Annotated in this window: 20 protein-coding genes; 8 read left to right on the forward strand and 12 right to left on the reverse strand. The window is 61.4% G+C overall.

Features of this window, described 5'->3' with window-relative positions; genetic code table 11:
* Positions 1–104: 104 nt before the first annotated feature.
* Positions 105–1,457 (reverse strand): dicarboxylate/amino acid:cation symporter, encoded by a 1,353-nt coding sequence (locus BLP99_RS11470; RefSeq protein WP_072394824.1) that lies wholly within the window; start codon positions 1,455–1,457, stop codon positions 105–107.
* Positions 1,458–1,790: 333 nt separating this feature from the next.
* Here BLP99_RS11470 and BLP99_RS11475 point away from each other — a divergent pair, with 333 nt between their 5' ends.
* The gene (locus tag BLP99_RS11475) at positions 1,791–2,789 is read left to right on the forward strand and encodes an AraC family transcriptional regulator (RefSeq protein WP_072395410.1); all 999 of its coding nucleotides are present in this window, start codon (positions 1,791–1,793) and stop codon (positions 2,787–2,789) included.
* Positions 2,790–2,831: 42 nt separating this feature from the next.
* Here BLP99_RS11475 and BLP99_RS11480 read toward each other — a convergent pair whose 3' ends face one another.
* From BLP99_RS11480 to BLP99_RS11490, 3 genes are all read right to left on the reverse strand, one after another.
* Positions 2,832–4,178: an ATP-binding protein gene (locus tag BLP99_RS11480; RefSeq protein WP_092180355.1), complete on the reverse strand. Its 1,347-nt coding sequence runs from the start codon at positions 4,176–4,178 to the stop codon at positions 2,832–2,834.
* Positions 4,175–4,852 carry a response regulator gene (locus tag BLP99_RS11485; protein ID WP_072394828.1) on the reverse strand — a complete coding sequence of 226 codons (678 nt, stop codon included), beginning with the start codon at positions 4,850–4,852 and terminating at the stop codon, positions 4,175–4,177. The genes BLP99_RS11480 and BLP99_RS11485 overlap by 4 nt, the downstream gene beginning before the upstream one ends.
* Positions 4,853–4,953: 101 nt before the next feature.
* Positions 4,954–5,553: a hypothetical protein gene (locus BLP99_RS11490; RefSeq protein WP_092180357.1), complete on the reverse strand. Its 600-nt coding sequence runs from the start codon at positions 5,551–5,553 to the stop codon at positions 4,954–4,956.
* 159 nt (positions 5,554–5,712) lie between these two features.
* Here BLP99_RS11490 and BLP99_RS11495 point away from each other — a divergent pair, with 159 nt between their 5' ends.
* Together BLP99_RS11495 and BLP99_RS11500 are read left to right on the forward strand one after the other, a co-directional pair.
* Positions 5,713–6,504 (forward strand): dienelactone hydrolase family protein, encoded by a 792-nt coding sequence (locus BLP99_RS11495; protein ID WP_072394830.1) that lies wholly within the window; start codon positions 5,713–5,715, stop codon positions 6,502–6,504.
* A gap of 114 nt (positions 6,505–6,618) precedes the next feature.
* The gene (locus BLP99_RS11500; RefSeq protein WP_092180359.1) at positions 6,619–7,344 is read left to right on the forward strand and encodes a 4'-phosphopantetheinyl transferase family protein; all 726 of its coding nucleotides are present in this window, start codon (positions 6,619–6,621) and stop codon (positions 7,342–7,344) included.
* A 45-nt stretch (positions 7,345–7,389) separates the two neighbouring features.
* Here BLP99_RS11500 and BLP99_RS11505 read toward each other — a convergent pair whose 3' ends face one another.
* Positions 7,390–9,000, reverse strand: a complete 1,611-nt coding sequence (locus BLP99_RS11505; RefSeq protein ID WP_072394834.1) for an ATP-binding protein — start codon at positions 8,998–9,000, stop codon at positions 7,390–7,392.
* Positions 8,997–9,719, reverse strand: a complete 723-nt coding sequence (locus BLP99_RS11510) for a response regulator (RefSeq protein WP_072394836.1) — start codon at positions 9,717–9,719, stop codon at positions 8,997–8,999. The genes BLP99_RS11505 and BLP99_RS11510 overlap by 4 nt, the downstream gene beginning before the upstream one ends.
* 785 nt (positions 9,720–10,504) lie before the next feature.
* Here BLP99_RS11510 and BLP99_RS11515 point away from each other — a divergent pair.
* Complete coding sequence (locus BLP99_RS11515) at positions 10,505–13,396, forward strand: ribonucleoside-diphosphate reductase subunit alpha (RefSeq protein ID WP_072394838.1); 2,892 nt, start codon at positions 10,505–10,507, stop codon at positions 13,394–13,396.
* Between the two features lie 378 nt (positions 13,397–13,774).
* Here the strand turns inward: BLP99_RS11515 and flgE are convergent, their stop codons facing one another.
* The 6 genes from flgE to BLP99_RS11545 all read right to left on the reverse strand — a co-directional run bounded on the left by flgE (position 13,775) and on the right by BLP99_RS11545 (position 18,795).
* On the reverse strand, positions 13,775–15,079 hold the full coding sequence (gene flgE / locus BLP99_RS11520; protein WP_072394840.1) for a flagellar hook protein FlgE: 1,305 nt from the start codon (positions 15,077–15,079) through the stop codon (positions 13,775–13,777).
* Between the two features lie 28 nt (positions 15,080–15,107).
* Positions 15,108–15,830, reverse strand: coding sequence for a flagellar hook assembly protein FlgD (flgD, locus tag BLP99_RS11525; RefSeq protein ID WP_072394842.1), 723 nt, complete (start codon positions 15,828–15,830; stop codon positions 15,108–15,110).
* Between the two features lie 15 nt (positions 15,831–15,845).
* The gene (gene flgC, locus BLP99_RS11530; RefSeq protein WP_053124368.1) at positions 15,846–16,289 is read right to left on the reverse strand and encodes a flagellar basal body rod protein FlgC; all 444 of its coding nucleotides are present in this window, start codon (positions 16,287–16,289) and stop codon (positions 15,846–15,848) included.
* A gap of 3 nt (positions 16,290–16,292) precedes the next feature.
* The gene (flgB, locus tag BLP99_RS11535) at positions 16,293–16,700 is read right to left on the reverse strand and encodes a flagellar basal body rod protein FlgB (protein WP_072394844.1); all 408 of its coding nucleotides are present in this window, start codon (positions 16,698–16,700) and stop codon (positions 16,293–16,295) included.
* Between the two features lie 287 nt (positions 16,701–16,987).
* Complete coding sequence (gene cheR, locus BLP99_RS11540) at positions 16,988–17,815, reverse strand: protein-glutamate O-methyltransferase CheR (RefSeq protein ID WP_072394846.1); 828 nt, start codon at positions 17,813–17,815, stop codon at positions 16,988–16,990.
* A gap of 53 nt (positions 17,816–17,868) precedes the next feature.
* Positions 17,869–18,795 (reverse strand): chemotaxis protein CheV, encoded by a 927-nt coding sequence (locus BLP99_RS11545; RefSeq protein ID WP_072394848.1) that lies wholly within the window; start codon positions 18,793–18,795, stop codon positions 17,869–17,871.
* 78 nt (positions 18,796–18,873) lie between these two features.
* Here BLP99_RS11545 and flgA point away from each other — a divergent pair, with 78 nt between their 5' ends.
* The 4 genes from flgA to BLP99_RS11565 all read left to right on the forward strand — a co-directional run bounded on the left by flgA (position 18,874) and on the right by BLP99_RS11565 (position 21,471).
* A complete protein-coding gene (gene flgA / locus BLP99_RS11550) occupies positions 18,874–19,638 on the forward strand; it encodes a flagellar basal body P-ring formation chaperone FlgA (protein WP_072394850.1) in 765 nt (254 codons plus the stop codon).
* A 173-nt stretch (positions 19,639–19,811) separates the two neighbouring features.
* A complete protein-coding gene (flgM, locus tag BLP99_RS11555) occupies positions 19,812–20,117 on the forward strand; it encodes a flagellar biosynthesis anti-sigma factor FlgM (protein ID WP_072394852.1) in 306 nt (101 codons plus the stop codon).
* A 48-nt stretch (positions 20,118–20,165) separates the two neighbouring features.
* The gene (locus BLP99_RS11560) at positions 20,166–20,633 is read left to right on the forward strand and encodes a flagella synthesis protein FlgN (RefSeq protein ID WP_072394854.1); all 468 of its coding nucleotides are present in this window, start codon (positions 20,166–20,168) and stop codon (positions 20,631–20,633) included.
* Between the two features lie 91 nt (positions 20,634–20,724).
* Complete coding sequence (locus tag BLP99_RS11565; protein ID WP_092180361.1) at positions 20,725–21,471, forward strand: flagellar brake protein; 747 nt, start codon at positions 20,725–20,727, stop codon at positions 21,469–21,471.
* Positions 21,472–21,561: the final 90 nt, after the last annotated feature.

The following is a 21,561-nucleotide window of genomic DNA, read 5'->3' on the forward strand; positions in this document are numbered from 1 at the left end:
CGCTCACAACGAGCCCGGATACATTAGCGCAAGCCAGCTTTACCGAAAACAGCCCATGAGGTTGCAGGAGAAGGGCTGACCATACATTTTATTGCAGTTGAAGCTTACTTCACAGCGCCTGGAGCAGAGGACTCGGCCGCTGCAATCTGCGCCGCCGCGATCTGCTCGTCATCTTCACGTACTTCGGAGATGCCACGACCACCGGAAGCCAGTTCGGTCTGCAGCTGGTCTTCGTCCAGTTCCTTCACCCACTTGGCAACCACGACGGTGGCAACGGCATTGCCCACCAGGTTGGTCAGGGCGCGGGCTTCGGACATGAAGCGGTCGATACCCAGGATCAGCGCCAGGCCGGCCACCGGCAGGTGACCCACGGCCGACAGGGTGGCCGCCAGTACGATGAAGCCGCTACCGGTCACGCCAGCCGCCCCCTTGGACGACAACAGCAACACCAGCAGCAGGGTGATCTGGTGGGTCAGGTCCATCGGGGTGTCGGTGGCCTGGGCGATGAACACTGCCGCCATGGTCAGGTAGATCGAGGTACCGTCGAGGTTGAAGGAGTAGCCAGTCGGGATCACCAGGCCTACGACAGATTTCTTGGCGCCCAGGCGCTCCATCTTGATCAGCATGCGTGGCAGGGCCGATTCCGAGGAGGAAGTACCCAGTACGATCAACAGCTCTTCACGGATGTAGCGAATCAGCTTGATGACACTGAAACCGTGGGCGCGGCAGATGGCGCCCAGCACCACCAGGACGAACACGACGCAAGTGATGTAGAAGCAGATCATCAGCTGGCCCAGTTGCACCAGCGAGCCGACACCGTAGGCACCGATGGTGAACGCCATGGCACCGAAGGCACCGATGGGAGCCAGTTTCATGATCATGTTGATGATGATGAACATCACGTGGGCGAAACGATCGATGAAGTCCAGCACCGGCTTGCCATAGGCACCCAGGCGATGCAGGGCGAAACCGAAGAGCACCGAGAACATCAGCACTTGCAGGATGTCGCCGTTGGCGAACGCACCGACGATGGTGTTCGGGATCACGTTGAGGATGAAGGCAACGATGCTCTGGTCTTTACCAGCGCTGATGAAACCGGCGATCTTGCTGGTGTCCAGGGTCGACACGTCGATGTGCATGCCGTTGCCCGGTTGCACGACGTTGACCACGACCAGGCCGATCAGCAAGGCGATGGTGGAGACGATTTCAAAGTACAGCAGCGCATAACCGCCGGTCTTGCCGACCGACTTCATGTTCTGCATGCCGCCGATGCCGCTGACAACGGTACAGAAGATGATCGGGGCGATGACCATTTTGATCAGTTTGATGAACCCGTCACCGAACGGCTTGAGGGCTACACCGGTCTGCGGGTAGAAGTGGCCGAGCAAAATACCGATGGCAATGGCTACGATCACCTGGAAATACAGGGATTTGTACAAGGGCTGACGAGTCGTCATGGCAAACTTTCCTCAAGCGTCCCGCGTGACAACATCCACCTGTCGCCCACGAAACCTCAACTTTGCGAACCCTCCTGCACTGGAGGGATTTGTTTTGTCGGCTGCACGCTGCAGACCTACCCAATGCATCGCAAGGCGCGTGCCATTTTTGCGAAATGCCCTACAGCCAGCATGGCAGACGGGTTTCATGAATATTCGAAAACCAAACGACGCCGTTTAAGGTGGCGGATTTCCGCCCACGGGCCAGCTGACGTTCCGGGATTTGGCGGATATCCGCCTTGTCGAGCCGGATCGCCCTGCTACCATCGAGCGCCTGACAAACGGATGGATGCCATGCGCCAACGCACGATCGCCAGCCATTTCGCCCGCGCCGCCCTGGGGGGCGCGCGCCGACAAGGGTTCGACTATTTCCCCCTGCTGCAACAACTGGGTATCAGTCCCGAGCTTCTGGACGAGCCGCGGGCGCGCCTCGCGCCAGAGCAGTTCGCTCGCCTGCTGCAGGCGCTGTGGCTGGCGATGGGCGATGAATACCTGGGTTTCGGCAAGGCTCGCAGCAAGCCCGGGACCTTCGCCATGATGTGTCATGCGTTGATCCACTGCCGCAACCTGGGCAGCGCCCTGCAGCGCGGCCTGCTGTTCTACAGCCTGTTCCCGGATGCGCCGGGCCTGACCTTGCTGGCGGAAGGTGAACGGGTGCGCCTGGTGCTGGACGACTCGACCCTTTGGGACCCGGACCACTTCCTCACCGAGAGCCTGCTGGTGGTCTGGCACCGCCTTGGCAGTTGGCTGATCGGCCAGCGGATCGGCCTGGAACAGGCCACCTTCGGCTACCCCAGACCTGCCCATGGGGCCGAGTACGATTTGCTGTTCCCTTGTCCTGTGGTGTTCGACGCACCTCACAGCAGCCTGTCGTTCCACAGCCGCTACCTGGACATGCCGCTGCTCCAGGATGAACGGACTCTCAAGCGCTTTCTCGAACGTTCCCCTGCCGACCTGCTGTCGCGCCCCGACGACGGACACAGCCTGAGCAGCCAACTGCGTCGCCTGCTCAGCCGCGACACCGCTCGCTGGCCGGACCTGGACACCGTAGCCGCTCATCTGCACATCAGCCCCCAGACACTGCGTCGGCACTTGCGCGAGGAAGGCACCAGCTTCCAGGAGCTCAAGGACCACCTGCGGCGGGATATCGCCATCTACCATCTGGGCCGCGCGGACCTGTCGTTGCAGCAGATCGCCGAGCAGTTGGGTTTTTCCGAACCGTCGGCGTTTCACCGGGCTTTCAAGAAGTGGACGGGGGTGACGCCGGGGGCCTATCGGGAACAGGACAATTGAGCAGGACAGATGGGCGGCGGCAGCAACCACGCCCAGCCCCAGTCAAACCAACGGGAAATGAATCCGGAACGCCGCCCCGCCCAGTTCCGAATCCCCCAGGGTCAGGCGCGCGTTGTAGCTTTCGATGATGTCCTTGACCACCGCCAGACCGATCCCCTGCCCCGGATGCTGGCGGTCCAGTCGCTCGCCACGCTGGAGAATCCGTGCACGTTGATCCGGCGGCACACCCGGTCCGTCGTCCTCGACACACAGCTCCATGCCGCCGAGGACCGGGTGCACGCTGACACGCACTTGCTCCAGGCATAGCCGATAAGCGTTCTCCAGAAGGTTGCCAAGCATCTCCAGCAAGGCTCCCTGCTCGATCGGCACGTGGCACTGTTCCGGCAGGTCGAACGCGACATTGACCCGCTTGTCGCGGTAGACCTTGTCCAGGGTGTCGCACAGGCTTTGCAACACCGGGCGCAGGCGCACCTGGTGGCGTACCAGCCCGCTCTTGCGCAAGCTGGCGCGCTGCAACTGGTAACCGATCTGCTGGCTCATGCGCTCGATCTGGGTCTGCAGCACCCAGGCCTGGCCACGGTCTTCCGGGCGCCGGGCCATGTCTTCGCTGACGCCCTGCAACACCGCCAGGGGGGTCTTGAGGCTGTGGGCCAGGTCGTCGAGGGAGTCACGGTAACGGCTGCGCTGCTCCCGTTCGCTGTGCAACAGGCGATTGAGGGAGCCCGTCAGGCGCAGCAGTTCCCGAGGGTGTTCGGTACTGAGGCTTTCCCGCGCCCCGCTTTCGATTTCATCCAGTTCCTGGCTCAGGCGTCGCAGCGCCCGCAGGCCCCAGGTCAGGCCGATCCACAACAGTGCCAGCAGCACCAGCAGCGCGGCACCGAAGCCCAGGTAGAGGTTGTCCCGCAGCCCCTGCAGGGTCACCTCGTAATCACGAACCGGTTGCAGGGTAACGATGCTGAACGCCGCGTTCTGGCCACCGAGCAGCTTGATCTCGACGTCATAGACGAAGAACTCCTGGCCGTCGTTTTCGCGGATACGCGCGAACTGGTTGCCCTGGCCGTCGTAGCGTGGCGCGTAGTTGATGTTTTCCTCGCGGGTGGCCTTCGACCGCCAGACCAGCCGCCCGTCGCGGTCGTAGATGTAGCCCAGCAGGCGGGCGTCGGCGAGGTTGAAGCGTTCGTCCGGCAGTTGTTCCGGCATCTTCAATCGATTGTTTTCCACTCGGGCGGCGGAAATCAGCGTGGTCACGTCCGAGGCCAGGCGTTGCTCGATGGACTCCTGCAAGGCCAGGCTGAACGCGCCTTGCATGGCCGGCAGCAGCGCCAGCATGAACAGCACCGCCAGGGTCATGGCGGCCAGCATCAAGCGCAGTCGAAGCGAACGAATCACTGGCAGCGCTCGTTGAACAGGTAGCCCAGGCCACGCACCGTGTCGATTGGCTTGAAGCCGGCGGGCGCCTCCAGCTTGCGGCGCAGCCGCCCCACCAGCACCTCGATGACATTGGGATCGCGTTCGCCATCATCGGGATAAAGCTGCTCCATCAGGCGATCCTTGGCCACCACCTGCTGGTGATGGCGCATCAGGTATTCCAGGATGCGGTACTCATAGGCGGTCAATGCCAGCGGCTCATCCCCCAGGGACGCCTGCTTGCGATTGAGGTCGAGCAACAGCGGACCGGCGGTGATGGTCGACTGGGTAAAGCCGCTGGAACGACGCAACAGGGCGTTCAAGCGAGCCTCCAGCTCCTCGAACTGGAACGGCTTGACCACGTAGTCATCCGCCCCGGCGGCCAGGCCCTCGACCTTGTCCTGCCAGTTACCGCGAGCCGTGAGGATCAGGACAGGGAATGTCTTGTCCTGGGCGCGCAACCGGCGGATCAGCTCCAGGCCGCTGATGCCCGGCAGACCCAGGTCGATCACCGCCAGGTCATGATTGAATTCACGGACCTGGTACAGCGCCTCTTCGGCATTGACCACGGCCTGCACCACATGGCCGCTGTCGGTCAGGCGGGTATGCAGGTGGTGACGCAATAACGCTTCGTCTTCGACGACCAGTAATTTCATGGAGCCTTTCCCCAGGCAGAATCAAACAATCCAGCGCGACACACCTCGACGAGGCGCCGGATCGTCTTCGCTCGATCCGGCGGCGCACGATCCTCGCCCGCTTAGAACGTGTAGTTGGCCGACAGGTAGGTCTGGGCGCTGCTGGTCAGGTCCAGCGACCCCACCTTGTCGCCACCGTGCGGGCTCATCTCGGTGCTGGCGTTGCTGCGCAGGTAACGGTAACCCAGTTCCACCGAAGCGTTCTTCGAAACCTGCTGCAAGACGCCCGCCTGCAAGCCTACTGCGTAGCCGATGTCGCTGTCGCGGCTGAAACCGGGAGAATCCTGGGTCAGCTTGGTCAGGCCCGCCGTGCCGCCACCGAACAGTTTGGTACTGCCGGTGACCGGATAGAACACATCGTAGCTGCCCAGCAGGTTTTCCTGGCGCAATTTGATGCCGTTGTGGGTGCCCGAGACATTGTCATAGGTGGCGTAGTAGCGACCCTGGTCGTTCTGCTTGCCCAGGCGCAGGCCATAGGTGGTGTCCTTGCCGATCACGCCGTCGGCGTTCGGATTGTTCAGGGCCTGGTCCAGGGCACTGGACTTCTTGACCTTGTCGCTGGTCTGGCCGAGGGTCAGGCTGGCGAAGTTATCGTCGGCATGGACCATGGCGCTGGCGCCCAGGACGGTAAAAGCCAGCAGCAGTTTTTTCATCCGGATCATGTTCAGGTTCCTCTGGAACGTGGTGTGTGGTGAAGTCGAAGCCACGTTAACCAACGGTCCCTGAACACCCCTTGAACGTTCTCTGAACCAGTGCTGAACGAATCGGCTAGAGTGTCCAGTCTCACTGTCGTGCAAACCCACCTTTCATGGAGATCCGTCATGCGCAGGTTACTTGCTGTCTTACTTCTGGCTTTCAGCGGGGCGAGCCACGCCGCCATCCAGACCCAGGAGATTCCCTACACCAGTGCCGACGGCACGAAGCTGATCGGCTATTACGCCTACGACGACGCCATCAAGGGGCCGCGCCCGGGAGTGGTGGTGGTGCACGAATGGTGGGGGCTGAACGATTACGCCAAGCGCCGTGCCCGTGACCTGGCGGGCCTGGGCTACAGCGCCCTGGCCATCGACATGTATGGCGACGGCAAGAATACCGAGCATCCCAAGGATGCCATGGCCTTCATGCAGGCGGCGCTCAAGGACGGCAAGGCGGCCAGTGCGCGCTTCCAGGCCGGTCTGGACCTGTTGAAGAAACAACCCCAGACCGATCCGGATAAACTCGCCGCCATCGGCTACTGCTTTGGCGGCAAGGTGGTACTGGATGCGGCGCGCCAAGGCGTGCCACTGGCCGGTGTGGTGAGTTTCCACGGCGCGCTGGTGACCAACACCCCGGCCACGCCCGGCAGCGTCAAGGCCAAGGTCCTGGTGGAGCACGGCGCCCTGGACAGCATGGTCACCGAAGACAACGTCGCCGCGTTCAAGACCGAAATGGACAAGGCCGGTGCCGACTACCAATTCGTCAGCCTCAAAGGCGCCAAGCATGGCTTCAGCAACCCGGACGCCGACCGTCTGAGCCACGGCGAGCACGGCGGTCCGGATATCGGCTACAACAAGGAGGCCGATGAAAAGTCCTGGGCGGACATGCAGTCGTTCTTCAAGAAAATCTTTGGCTGACATACACACTTTGTGGCGAGGGGGATTTCCCCCTCGCCACAAAAGCCCTGCCCGCTCAGGACACTGCCCTGTTCCTACTACCCAGCGTGCGGCCAACCCGGCAAAATGCCCGGCATGAACCGACTCCCCGCCCTGCCCGCCTGCTGCTCGCCTCTGGATGACCGGTGGCTGCTGCCCGACATCCTGCCCGACACCTTCTTGCTGAGCACCTGCTTCGACCCGTTGCTGCTGGCTAGTGACGATTTCCGCAGCAGCGCCATCGAGCCACCCGCGAGCATCCAGCGCTCCGTGCCCAAGCGCCAGGCCGAATTCCTTGCCGGGCGAATCTGCGCCCGGGCAGCCCTGCACCGCCTGGATGGCCAGCCTTGCGTGCCGGCCATCGGCGAAGACCGCGCCCCTGTGTGGCCGGCCCATGTCAGCGGCTCGATCACCCACAGCACCGGCCGGGCGGCGGCCATCGTCGCTCGCAAGGAACACTGGCAGGGCCTGGGCATGGACCTGGAAAACCTCCTCGACCCCGAGCGCGCCGAACGCCTGGCCGGCGAAATCCTCACGCCGCCCGAGCTGCTGCGCCTGGCCACCACCTCGCAGGATGACCGCGCATTGCTGGTGACCCTGACCTTTTCGGTCAAGGAAAGCCTGTTCAAGGCGCTGTATCCGATCGTCGGGAAGCGCTTTTATTTCGAGCATGCCGAGGTGCTGGAGTGGACACAGGATGGGCAGGTGCGACTACGGTTACTGACCGACCTGTCGGAGCAGTGGCGTCATGGCAGCGAGCTGCAGGCACAGTTTGGGGTGAAGGATTCGCAGTTGTTGAGCCTGGTGGGCATCAGGGCCTGAGCCTTGCGCAGTGTCCACGACAGCGGCCCACCTCAGCTACACCCTTCAAGACCGGTCCTGATGCCTCGGCCAGCTCAGGCTGAAACAGGCGCCACCCAGGCTCTTGCTCTTGCCGATCAGCGCCCGGCCGTCATGCCAATGGATGATCCGCCGCACGATCGACAGCCCCAGCCCATGGCCACCCGAAGCACGGGCACGACTGTCGTCCAAACGCAGGAACGGCTTGAACACTCGCTCCCATGCCGCCTCAGGCACGCCGGGACCGTCGTCCTCGACATCCACCCGACAGCGCAACTGCCCCACCTGGTAACTCACCGTCACCCGTGACCGGGCATGGCGCATGGCATTGCTCACCAGGTTCTGCAAGGCGCGGTGCAGGAACCGCGGCTCGGCCTCGACCCAGGCGCCATCGCAATCGGCGGCAGAGAGGCAGAGTCCCCGCTCCACCGTGACACCCGGCCTGAGCGGGCCCAGTTCCTCGATCACCTGATTGACCAGGGCATCGAGGTCCACGCGCTGGAAATTCAGTGCCGGCGAACCCTGCTCCAGTCGCGCATAGGTCAACATCTCGTCCACCAACCGGTCCAGGTCCTCGATGTCGTGGTCCATGCCCGCCAGGTATTTTTCCCGGGCCTGGGCGGTGGTGGCACTGCCGAGCATTTCCAGGCCGAAGCGCAGGCGCGCCACCGGGGTACGCAGTTCATGGGACACCGCTCGCACCAGCTCGCGCTGGATTGCCAACAACTGTTGCAGGTGCTCGGCCATGCCGTTGAACGCCGCGGCCAGTCGCCCCACCGAGTCGGCGCCCCGGGCCGGCACTCGGGTTTCCAGGCTGCCTTGGGCGATCTGGGTGGCGGCCGACTCCAGGCCCCGCAGGCGTCGCTCCAATTGGCGCACCAGCAGATAGACAATCAACCCGATCAGGCTCAACCCCAACGCCGCGATCAAGACCAGCCATTGCGGTGGATATGGGTTCATCTGGTACAGCGGACCGATCTCCAGCACCCAGGGCGTGCCGACCATGCCGGCGAATACCCGGATCGAATCGCCGTCCTTGCCCAGGGCCATCACCGTATCGCCTTCGGTGACACGACGACGCTGGTCTTCGTCCATGTCCACCTGGTCGACGCTCATCAGTCGAAGATCGAAACCGAACCCCTTGTCCTGCTTGAGCTGGGCAAGCCGTTCGGGCTGCTCGGCCACGGGGTAGCGCACCAGTTCGTCGGCCAGCAGATAAATGGTGGCCCGGGCCAGTTGCTCGCTGATCTGGCGGACCTCGCCCATCAGCATCAGTTGCTCACCATCACTGACCAGCCGATAGACCTTAGCCGCATGGGGCCCGGTCTGTTCCACCAGCACCTGTCCACGCAACACACGGGTGCGCTGGCCAAGGTCGAGGTCGGTCTCGGCGAAGGTCCGCAGTGCCAGGGGAATGCCCAGCAGGCGCCCCCACAGCATCAGGGCGCGATGGCGTTCGGTATCGTTCATCGGCCGCAGATTGTCGGCCATCAGGGAAAACGTGCCGTGGGCCAGGCGCTCGCGATATTGTTCGGCGCGGGTCTGGTTGAGCAGGTGCAGGGCCAGCACCCCGAGCACCGCCACCAGCACCAGCGCCGCGCACATGCCGCCATAGATGCGCAGGAAAATCGAGTTCACGGCGCCGGGTCTACGCAGGCTTCGGGAACGAACAGGTAGCCTTTGCTGCGGATGGTCTTGATCAGCCGGGGATGCTCCGGATCGTCACCGATCTTGGGGCGGATCCGCGAGATTCGCACATCAATGGAGCGGTCCTGGCCGTCATAGCCGATACCGCGCAAGGCGGTGAAGATTTCTTCCCGGGACAGGATGCGCCCGGCATTGGACACCAGCAGCCACAGCAGATCGAATTCGGCGCTGGTCAGTTCGATACCGCTGCCCTGCAACCAGGCCTCGCGCAAGGCACTGTCCACCACCAGCGGACCGAACTGCAGGCGCCGCGATTTCTGCGGGTTCGGCTCCACGGGCTCGCTGCGCCGCAACAGCGCCTGGATGCGTGCCAGCAACACCCGCGGGCGCACCGGCTTGCAGACATAGTCGTCCGCCCCCAGGTCCAGCCCCTGGATCTGATCGGTGTCGTCGGTACGGGCGGTGAGCATCAGGATCGGCCCGTCGTACTGCTCGCGCACCTTGCGACAGATGCTCAAGCCATCTTCGCCCGGCAGCATCAGGTCGAGGATCACAAGGTCCGGTTGCTCGGCGATGATCCGCCGAGCCGCCACCGCGCCGTCGCCCTCGATGGCGACCCGCAGCCCATTGCTCTCCAGGTAGTCACGGGTCAGCTCGGCGAGACGCTGGTCGTCCTCGACAATCAATACCTGCCAGGCTTCTTGTTCCACTGGGGCCTCGTCTTGCAGCGAATAGGAAGGGATGTGCACGCTTGCGTGGCGACAACGCTTGCCACAGGGCATGTATGTCCACTTATGGATCGTCGGGGCCGTCCTCTCTTTATTGTCATCCTGGACGAGGACAATCGCACCGATACATGGCCCGATTGTATAAACGGCGTCCCGCTAGAAAACAAGCGGACAAATGCGTTCGGCCGGATGGAATGGCTGTGGTATGGTCCGCGCCCGCAAAATTTTCGAACAGTTTTTCAGTGCTCGAAATTGTTGAAAAAGCGCTCGCTCCAGCAAGCTCGCGGCCTACAGAGCAGCTCCACGTTTCGCACACAAATTACGCACAGGCTTATCCACAGGTAGTACGTTGATTCATCCCCCAAAACGCATTATCTTGTAGCCCGCCACGAAAAAAACCCTACATGTAGGGGTTCAGGCCAAAAACCAAACACAAGTCGGACAGAGAATTCAAGCGCTTTTCGTGCCTCTGTCCAGCTGAAACATCGCATCCCCAAGACCCATCCGCGCCGCGCGAAGGGCAATGGCTTCAAAGGTTGAGAAAACGACCGGAACGGTACGGGTGTTGCAGTACTTAGCTGCGCCCCTTCAGTTCGGTCACGAGCCCAGGCTCGCAACCCGGAACTTCGGATGGAGGCGGCCTCCCGGCCCAGCCTCCTACTGTCCCGAAGTGGTTATGCCCGACGCCAGTCGGTTGTAGTGCTTCAGGACGGAACGGTGGGCCCCGCGAGGGAGCCCAAACAAACATAGAGAACGTGGAGACACCCATGCACACCGACACAACTCGCGAGAACCCGCAGGGCACCGCGCCGCTGGCCGCCGATTCGAGCCCGGATCTGTCTGCCACCGCGCCCGGCCAACTGCGTGTGATCAAGCGTAACGGCACTGTCGTTCCTTACACCGATGACAAGATCACCGTCGCCATCACCAAAGCGTTTCTCGCAGTTGAGGGCGGTACCGCTGCCGCCTCGTCGCGAATCCACGACACCGTGGCCCGCCTGACCGAACAGGTCACCGCGACCTTCAAGCGTCGCATGCCCTCGGGCGGCACCATCCACATCGAAGAGATCCAGGACCAGGTCGAACTGGCCCTGATGCGTGCCGGCGAGCAGAAAGTGGCCCGCGACTACGTGATCTACCGTGACTCCCGTGCCAAGGAGCGTGCCACCCGCGCGCCAGCCGACGCACCGGTCCAGGCCCACCCATCGATCCGCATCGCCCGCGCCGACGGCACCCTGGCGCCTCTGGACATGGGTCGCCTGAACACCATCGTCACCGAAGCCTGCGAAGGCCTGGAAGAAGTCGACGGCGAACTGATCCAGCGCGAAACCCTGAAGAACCTCTATGACGGCGTCGCCCTCAAGGACGTCAACACCGCCCTGGTGATGACCGCGCGGACCCTGGTGGAGCGCGAGCCGAACTACTCCTTCGTCACCGCCCGCCTGCTGATGGACACCCTGCGCGCCGAAGGCCTGAGCTTCCTGGAAGTCGCCGAGAGCGCGACCCACCATGAAATGGTCGACCTGTACGCCAAGGCGTTGCCGGCCTACATCGCCAAGGGTATCGAATACGAACTGCTGAACCCGGTCCTGGCTTCCTTCGACCTGGAAAAACTCGGCAAGGCGATCGATCACGAGCGCGACCAGCAGTTCACCTACCTGGGCCTGCAGACCCTGTACGACCGTTACTTCATCCACAAGGACGGCGTGCGTTTCGAACTGCCGCAGATCTTCTTCATGCGCGTGGCCATGGGCCTGGCGATCGAAGAGAAGCAGCGCGAAGACCGTGCCATCGAGTTCTACAACCTGCTGTCGTCCTTCGACTACATGGCCTCGACCCCGACCCTGTTCAACGCCGGTACCCTGCGGCCACAGCTGTCGAGCTGCTACCTGACCACCGTGCCGGACGACCTGTCGGGCATCTACGGTGCGATCCACGACAACGCCATGCTGTCCAAATTCGCCGGCGGCCTGGGCAACGACTGGACCCCGGTTCGCGCATTGGGCTCGTACATCAAGGGCACCAACGGCAAGTCCCAGGGCGTCGTGCCGTTCCTCAAGGTGGTCAACGACACCGCCGTGGCGGTCAACCAGGGCGGCAAGCGCAAGGGCGCGGTCTGTGCCTACCTGGAAACCTGGCACATGGACATCGAAGAGTTCATCGAGCTGCGCAAGAACACCGGTGACGACCGTCGTCGTACCCACGACATGAACACCGCCAACTGGATCCCCGACCTGTTCATGAAGCGTGTCTTCGACGACGGCAAGTGGACCCTGTTCTCGCCATCCGAAGTGCCGGACCTGCACGACCTGACCGGCAAGGCCTTCGAAGAGCGCTACGAGTACTACGAAGCCCTGACCGAGTACAACAAGATCAAGTTGTTCAAGGTCGTCCAGGCCAAGGACCTGTGGCGCAAGATGCTGTCGATGCTGTTCGAGACCGGCCACCCATGGCTGACCTTCAAGGACCCGTGCAACCTGCGCAGCCCGCAGCAGCACGTGGGCGTGGTCCACAGTTCGAACCTGTGCACCGAGATCACCCTGAACACCAACAAGGACGAGATCGCGGTCTGCAACCTGGGCTCGATCAACCTGCCGAACCACATCGTCGACGGCAAGCTGGACACCGCCAAGCTGCAGCGCACCGTGAACACCGCCGTGCGCATGCTCGACAACGTGATCGACATCAACTACTACTCGGTGCCACAGGCGAAGAACTCCAACTTCAAACACCGTCCAGTGGGCCTGGGAATCATGGGCTTCCAGGACGCGCTGTACCTGCAGCACATCCCGTATGGTTCGGACGCTGCCGTCGAGTTCGCCGACAAGTCCATGGAAGCGGTCAGCTACTACGCGATCCAGGCTTCCTGCGACCTGGCCGACGAGCGCGGTGCCTACGAGACGTTCCAGGGCTCGCTGTGGTCCAAGGGCATCCTGCCGCTGGATTCGCAACAGATCCTGATCGAGTCCCGTGGCGAGAAATACATTGACGTCGACCTGACCGAAAGCCTGGACTGGGCCCCGGTTCGTGCCCGCGTACAGAAAGGCATCCGCAACTCCAACATCATGGCCATCGCACCGACCGCCACCATCGCCAACATTACCGGCGTGTCGCAGTCGATCGAACCGACCTACCAGAACCTCTATGTGAAATCGAACCTGTCGGGCGAGTTCACCGTGATCAACCCGTACCTGGTCCGCGACCTCAAGGCCCGCGGCCTGTGGGATTCGGTGATGATCAACGACCTGAAGTACTACGACGGTTCGGTACAACAGATCGAGCGCATCCCGCAGGAGCTCAAGGAGCTCTATGCCACCGCGTTCGAAGTGGAGGCCCGTTGGATCGTCGACGCCGCCAGCCGTCGCCAGAAGTGGATCGACCAGGCTCAATCGCTGAACCTGTACATCGCCGGCGCTTCGGGCAAGAAGCTGGACGTGACCTACCGCATGGCCTGGTACCGTGGTCTGAAGACCACCTACTACCTCCGTGCCCTGGCCGCCACCAGCACCGAGAAGTCCACCATCAACACCGGTAAGCTGAACGCGGTTTCCGCTGGCGGCAACCACGGTGACGATTCGGTCCTGGCTGCTCCGGCAGGACCTGCGCCAGTGCCAAAGGCCTGCGCCATCGACGAGCCGGATTGCGAAGCTTGCCAATAAGCTGAGCCAGCGGGCGCGTAAAAGCGCCAGCTGAAAGAAGCCCCCGATAGACCGCCGGTTTATCGGGGGTTTTCTTTTGCCTGGAAAACGACAGTACTCGTTCGCGACAGCTGCGGGCCAACCTGCATCCAGGTTCAGGGTGACACTCATTGTGGCGAGGGGATTTATCCCCGCTGGGGCGCGGAGCGGCCCTGAATACCGGCGACCCGGTGGGTCAGGCAGATTGAATTGACTGCTCGTGGAGGGGGCTGCTGCGCAGCCCAGCGGGGATAAATCCCCTCGCCACAAAGGGAACCTGGCATGAGGACAAGCTCTGGCGGTATGAAAAAGCCCCTCTTGCGAGGGGCTTCTTGTGCAGCCTTCAAGCCACCAGCGTCATCAAGTCATCTGAATGATGGTCTGCATGATGGTGCTCTGGGTGGAGATGGTCTTGGCGTTCGCCTGGTAGTTGCTTTGCGCCTTGATCAGCTCGACCAGTTCGTTGGTCAGGTTGACGTTGGACTCTTCCAGGGAGTTGGAGACGATCGAACCCAGGGTGCCGGTTTGCGGAGCATCGTAGCCTGGGATGCCCGAAGCGAAGGTTTCCTTCCAGCTGGTACCGCCTACTGGCTGCAGGCCTTGCTCGTTGGTGAAGCTGGCAAGGGAGATCTGGCCGATGGGCTTGGTCTGGTTGTTGCTGAAGTTGGCCAGCAATACACCGCTGCCGTCGATGGTCAGGTTGGTGATCTGGCCGGTGGCATAGCCGTTCTGGGTCGGGATCGACCGTGCGGTGTCGGCGTTGAACTGGGTGGTGTTGGCCATGGAGACCGTAATAGTCGACGAACCGGCGCCGTTCGCGGTCCACACACCGTTGGTTACGGTACCGGGCACCCAGCCTGTGAGTACCAGATCGCTGTTGATGGTCGCGGGCGGAGTGCTGACCTGGACCAGCTTGCCACTCGAATCGAAGGTCATCGTCGAAGGAACCGGAGCGTTGGGAGCGACCGGCGCACTGCCATTCAGGTTACGACCATCGATCAGGGTATAGACGTCCCAGGTATTGGCACCCGTTTTGACCATGTACTGATCCATGGAGTGCTGGTTACCCTGAGTGTCGTAGACCGGTGTAGTGAACTGTTTCGTAAACGTGGCCGTATCGGTCGGATCGAACTCCAAGGCCGGGTTGGTCTGGTCAATCGGCGTGGCCGTCGAATTCAGGTTGATCGTCGACGAAACCAGGCTGGTGGCCTGCGGCGGCAGGTTCGAGGTGTCGATGCGCAGGTCGGTCAGAATACCGTTGAGGATCTTGCCGTTGGCGTCCACGCCATAGCCTTGCAGGCGTGCAGTGCCATCGCTGTTGGTGATGTAGCCTTCCTTGTCGGTCTTGAAGGTACCGGCACGGGTGTAGCTCAGGGAACCGTCGTTGCTCAGGACAAAGAAGCCCTGGCCCTGGATACCCATGTCCAGCACGTTGCCGGTGTTGTTCACATCACCCTGGCCGAACTGCTGGGAGACGTTGGCCAGACGCACGCCGTTGCCGACGGTCTTGGTGCCCGAACCCAGCTTGGTGGCCGAGTAGACGTCTTCGAATTCCGCGCGGGACGATTTGAAACCGGTGGTCGCGACGTTGGCGATGTTGTTGCCGGTCACGTCCAGCTGTTTGTTGGCTGCATAGAGACCGCTAAGGCCGATGTTGAAAGACATGTTGACTCCTTTTGCCGGTTAGTCGGCTCTACATACCAATAGTTTGTACTTTGGACAGGGCAATGCTGCCCAGCCCGGCCAGGTTGAGCATCAGCTCACCGCCCGTCTGGCTGATGGTCACGCTGCTGACCGTGGCCGGCAGGTTGGTGATCAGCGACGTGGCCTTGCCGTCGATGGTGGTCGAGGCCGCAAAGGTGTACGTGCCCGACTCGACCGTCGTGCCTGCGTCGTTCTTGCCATCCCAGATGAACGCCGAGTTGCCGGCCTTCTGGCTGCCCAGGTCGATGGTGCGGACAGTCTTGCCGTCCTTGTCCATGATCTTGACGGTGAGGGAGGACACTGCCGCCGGTACCACCACCGTGCCGTTGAGGCTCTTGGAGGTGTCGACCACAGCCTTGTCACCGGGCGCGATCACCGAACGCCCCACCAGGGACGAAGCCTGCAGCGCCTGGGACGAGTTGTAGTTGCCGGCGATACCGCTCACGGTTTCGTTGAGCGTGGTGATACCTTCCAGGCTGCTGAACTGCGCCAATTGGGCAACGAACTCACCGTTGTCCTGGGGCTCCAGCGGGTTCTGGTTCTTCAGCTGGGTAACGAGCAACTGCAGGAACGCATCCTTGCCCAGCTCCTTGTTGCCGGTCGCTGCCTGGGTCGCGCCGCCGAGACCATCGGAGGTGTTGTTGGTCTTGACCGAGGAGTTGGCCAGAATCTCGTTGAGGCTCAAACCGCTGGTAGTGTTGGTGACGCTCATGTGACTCGCCCCTTATCACTGACCGAGGGTCAGGACCTTCTGCATCATGGTTTTGGCGGTGTTCATCATTTCGGCGTTGGTCTGGAACGAACGACTGGCGGAAATCATGTCGGCCATTTCTTCGACGACGTTGACGTTCGGGTAGTAGACATAACCCTTGGCGTCCGCGGCCGGATGGTTTGGCTCATAACGTGCTTCGAGGTTGCTCTGGTCTTCGACTACGCCAAGTACCTGTACGCCCTGGCCCGCTGCGTCCTGGTCCTGGAACAGCGAGTCGCTGCCGCCGGACTGGCCGCCCTGGAACATGGTGGCGAACACCGGGTGACGGGCACGGTAGGTCTGGTCGATGCTCGACGAGACGGTCTCGGCGTTGGCGATGTTACTGGCGACGGTGTTCAGGCGAGTGGTCTGGGCACTCATGGCACTGCCGGCAATGTTGAATACGCTGGCGATCGACATGGATTACTCTCCGCGCAGGGCCGATACCAGCCCTTTGAACTTACTGTTGAGCAAGGTGAAGCTGGCCTGGAAATTCACGGAGTTCTCCGCGTAGTTGGACTGTTCCAGTTGAGCATCCACGGTGTTCTGGTCGATCGAAGGCTGCATCGGCGTGCGATACATCAGCGACTCGTCGCCGCTGCTCAAGCCTTCGGCTTCGATATGACGGCTGTTGGTCATGTTCAAGGCGAAGTGGCCGTTCTTGGCCTTTTCGTTCTGCTCGGCGAGCACCTTGGAGAAGTCCAGGTCACGCGCCTTGTAGTTCGGGGTGTCGGCGTTGGCAATGTTGTTGGCCAGGACTTCGGCACGCTGGGCGCGGAAGCTCAGGGCCTTTTCATGGATACCGAGCGCTTTATCGAAGCTGATGCTCATGTCGGAAACCTTTGGGTGACCAGAATGTACGTACGAATGGATATAGCAAGCGTCGTGCCACTTTCCAAAAGCCCATAAACCGGGGCTTTGCGGGCAGCGGCAAAGCGGCAATGCCAGAAAAGCGGCAATCGGCTTCCGCTTTTCTGCCGCTTTTCTGCCGCTTTCATCAGGCGACGCGAGTCAAGATGTGGGGGCGAGCTCGCTCCCATAGGGGGATGGCGCCGGCTGGCCGGCAAAAAAAAACGGGAGCCCCTAGGGACTCCCGTTTTTTTGACAACCCAAGCCAATCATTTCGCCTGGTAGATGATACCCGGGCTGCACTGGACCATCTGGTAATGATCCGGCAAGCCATTCAACGCTTCGGAAGCGCCGAGGAACAGGTAGCCGCCGGGCTTGAGGGTACCGTGGATACGCAGCAGGATGTCTTTCTTCACCTCGGCGGAGAAATAGATCAGCACGTTGCGGCAGAAGACCACGTCGAACTTGCCGAGGCTGGCATAGCTGTCCAGCAGGTTGAACGAGCGGAACTCCACCCGATTCTTGATCGGCGCCTTGACCACCCAGCGGCCCGGCCCCTTCGTGTCGAAATAGCGTTGCAGGCGATCCGGCGACAGGCCGCGGCCGATGGCCAGGCTGTCGTATTCGCCGGTCTTGCAGTTGTTGAGCATGGTCCCGGACAGATCGGTGGCGACGATTTGCACGCCGCCCTTCAACTGGCCGATGTTGGTCCGCTCGAATTCGTCGATGGACATCGAGATCGAATACGGCTCCTGGCCCGACGAACAGGCCGCCGACCAGATCCGCAGGCGTTGGCCCGGGCTGGCCTTGATGGCCGCCGGCAAGACCTTGCTCTTCAACACCTCGAAGGGATAGGTATCGCGAAACCACAGGGTTTCGTTGGTGGTCATGGCGTCCACCACCATCTCGCGCAAACCGCTGCGCGGTTGGGTCTGGATACGTTGCACCAGCTCACCCAACGACTTGAGGCCCTGTTGCTCCATCAATTTGTTGAGACGGCTCGACACCAGGTATTGCTTGTTTTCACCAAGCAAGATGCCACAGGCTTTTTCCAGGAAGACCCGGAACTGTTCGAAATCCAAATTACCCGTAGACAAGATACCGCCTCTTTCATTGTGTTGATTTGCCGGGCGCAAGACGCGCCCGACCTTTATTCCGCGGCCTTGATCCGGTCGACCACCCTGGAAGCCAGGTCATCGGGCCGGAACTTGGCGAGAAAATCGTCGGCGCCGACTTTCTTGACCATCGCCTGGTTGAACACCCCGGACAACGACGTATGCAGGATGATGTGCAGTTTCTGCATGCGCGGATCGCTGCGGATTTCCGACGTCAGCGTGTAGCCGTCCATCTCTGGCATTTCGATGTCGGAAATCATCATCAGGAACTCTTCTTCCGGCTTCTTGCCATCGTCGACCAGGCTGCGCAGGTAGTCCAGCGCTTGCCGGCCGTCGTTCAATGCCACGACCTCGACACCGACGGTCTGCAGGCAACGGGTCACCTGCTTGCGCGCCACCGATGAGTCGTCGACGGTCAGCACGCGCATCGAGATGGCCTTGTGCTGGGTTTCGGCATCCACCACGCCCACGGAGATGGTCTCCGGCGTCGGGGCCACTTCGGCGAGGATTTTCTCCACGTCGATGATTTCCACCAACTGGTTGTCGACCCGGGTCACCGCCGTCAGGTAGTGATCACGGCCCGTGCCCTTGGGCGGCGGATGGATCTCCTCCCAGTTCATGTTGACGATGCGTTCCACCGAGCGCACCAGGAAACCCTGGGTCTTGGTGTTGTACTCGGTGATGATCACAAACGGATTGCTCTGATCCAGCAGCGCACCGGCACCAGTGGCCATCGCCAGATCGAGAATCGGGATGGTCGCTCCCCGGATATTCGCCACACCGCACACGACGGGACTGGATTTTGGCATCAACGTCAGCTTGGGGCATTGCAGCACCTCACGGACCTTGAACACGTTAATCCCATACAACTGTTGGCCATCGAGACGGAACAACAACAGCTCCAGGCGATTCTGACCGACCAGCTGCGTGCGCTGGTTTACCGAATCCATCACTCCCGCCATGCCCTGACTCCTACCTAACGCTAATGTGTCCGACGCGCATTCATCACTAAACGGCACGGGGCTTGCTATTCAACCGGCATGAACGCACAAACGACATTTTCTCGACGCTTGACCACTCATTGCCGCCACTGGCTAGGTGCGCTGCTGGCTGTCTGCCTGTTCGCCTCGGGCGGCCGTGCCCTCGCCGATGCTCCGGTTACCTTGCCTGATCTCCTTATCGGCGTCACTCAGGGCTTTCTTGAATTCACCGTAGAAGACTACCTGGCCTCCAGTCAAACCGAAGGTCGTTATGAAATCGAAGTCAACCAGCTCGATCCCCGCCTGCGCATGCCAATGTGCGACAAGGAATTGACTGCCTCGCTGGAGAGCCCGGCCAGGCCCCTGGGGCGGGTCACGGTAAAGGTTCGTTGCGACAGCGCCGCGCCGTGGACGGTGTTCGTGCCAGCCCAGGTGCGCCTGTACCGCGAGATCGTCACCACGACCCGCCCACTCAAGCGGGCCGGCATCGTCGAGCCACAGGACGTGACGCTGCGTGAACGCGACGTCAGCCAGATCACCCAAGGCTTCCTGACCTCCGTCGACGAAGCCATCGGTCAGAAACTTGTCCGACCAATGGTAGCCGATCAGGTGGTAACCCTCGTGCACCTGGAACAGGCCGAAGTGGTTCGCAAGGGCGATCAGGTCGTCATCACCGCCCGTAGCGGCACCCTGGCCGTAAGAATGCCGGGCGAGGCGCTGTCCAACGGCGGCATGCGTGAGCAGATCCGAGTGAAAAACCTCAACTCCCAACGCGTCATCAAGGCGCAAGTGATGGCCCCAGGCCAAGTGGAAGTGGCTATGTAGCGATCCGGTAGAGACGGGTAGAAAGCTGGCGCTTGCCCCCGCCGTTCCCTAGACTGTGCCTTATGCCAAGGCAAGCGCAGACGTGCGCACGTTCATTGAATAAATGAGCCTAAAGTTTTTTTGGGAATGGCCGAGAACATGGCAAGCGTCCAAATACCCAGAGGTTTTTTACCATGGTCATCGATTTCAATCGTTTAAACAGCTCTTCACCCCTGACAGGCACCACGCGCACCAACGCCAGCAAGGAAACCGAAAAATCCTCGCCGGTCGAGCAAGCCACCACTGTCAGCAATGGGGAGTCGGTACACCTCAGCGATGAGGCTCAACAGTTGCAGAAGGTCACTGACAAGCTGCGCGATCTACCTGTTGTCGACAAAGGCCGCGTGGCCGAGTTGAAGGCAGCAATCGCCGATGGCAGCTACAAAGTCGACAGCAACCGTGTAGCCAGCAAACTGCTCAACTTCGAAGCCCAGCGCTAGGCAGCCGCCTGCGCCAGGCTTTTGGACGCTTAAGACCCAAGGCCAGCCATGCACGACACTACTTTATTGCAACTGATCATCGACGACTTCGTTCCAGTCCAGCAGTTACTGGAACTTTTGCAGACCGAATCCCTGGCGCTGCACGGTCGCGACATGCCGCTGCTGGAAAATATTCTGGCGCAGAAACAGGCATTGATCATTTTGCTCGATCAGCATGGCCGCAAGCGCAGCGAGATTCTCGCCAGCCTCAACCTGCCCACCAACCAGGGTGGACTGGAGCAACTGGCGAGCCAGTCGCCCATCGGCGATCAATTGTTGTCCCAAAGCGCGGCGCTCAACGACCTGCTCGCCCAATGCCAGGCCGCCAACGCCAAGAACGGCCAGTCGATCCAGGTCCAGCAGGCCGCTACCGCCAACCAGTTGCGCATCCTCAATGGCGGTGAAATCCCGACGCTTTACGATGCTCGCGGCTCGACCGCAAAAATGGTCAAGCATCGCCCGCTCAGCCAGGCATGAAACGAACGATGCCTGCGCTCTATCAACGTGCGATACATGCTGGCAAAATGCTGGCTATTCGTAGTCGTATTTAGCCTGGAGATTGACCCCCGTGTTCAATGCCTCAAACGCGGATGATGCTCCGCAGCCCCCCAAGGTTCTCACCACGCCTCTGGAAATCTCCGGCAACCTGAGGATGCTGCAAGAAAGCCATGATCCGCTGATCATCACCTTCCATGAACGCAGCCAGCGCTTCCAGAGTTACCTGGTCGATGTCGACCGCGAGAAGAACGCCCTCGCCCTGGACGAAATGATCCCCCGCGACGGAGAACGCTTCCTGCTGGCAGGCGAGCCGTTCCGGGTCGAGGGTTTCCATGATGGCGTGCGCATCGCATGGGAAGGCAACGGGCCGTTGACCATCGAAGACTCCAGCGACGGTCGCTGCTATCGCGGCGCCCTGCCCGAGGAAGTGGTCTACCACCAGCGTCGCAATGCCTTCCGTGCCGCCTTGAAACTGGCGCAACTGGTGAGCGTCGAACTGGGTGGCGAGAAGCTCAAGTCACCGGTGGACGGCAAGCTGCTGGATATTTCCGCTACCGGCTGCAAGCTGCGCTTCGAGGGCGACATTACCGAACGCCTGCAATTGGGCCAGGTCTACGAACGCTTCATCGCCGCCCTGCCGTTCGGCAACATGACCGCACCGGTCGAACTGCGCTACCTGCATTTCGAAGAAAGGATCAACACCACCTTCGCCGGCGTGCGCTTCCACAATATCAGTGGCCTGGTGCAGCGCCAGGTCGAGCGCTTCGTCTATCAGCTACAGCGCGAAGCCCGTCGTTTCGATAAAGACGATCTCTGATCATCCGGGCATAAAAAACGGGCAGCATCCACAGGGACTGCCCGTTTTTTTATGCCGTTTAGATCCGAATGCTACTGCGTCTGGGCCGAC

Origin of the sequence: Pseudomonas sp. NFACC32-1, assembly GCF_900101215.1 — a bacterium.
Classification (GTDB): Bacteria; Pseudomonadota; Gammaproteobacteria; order Pseudomonadales; family Pseudomonadaceae; genus Aquipseudomonas.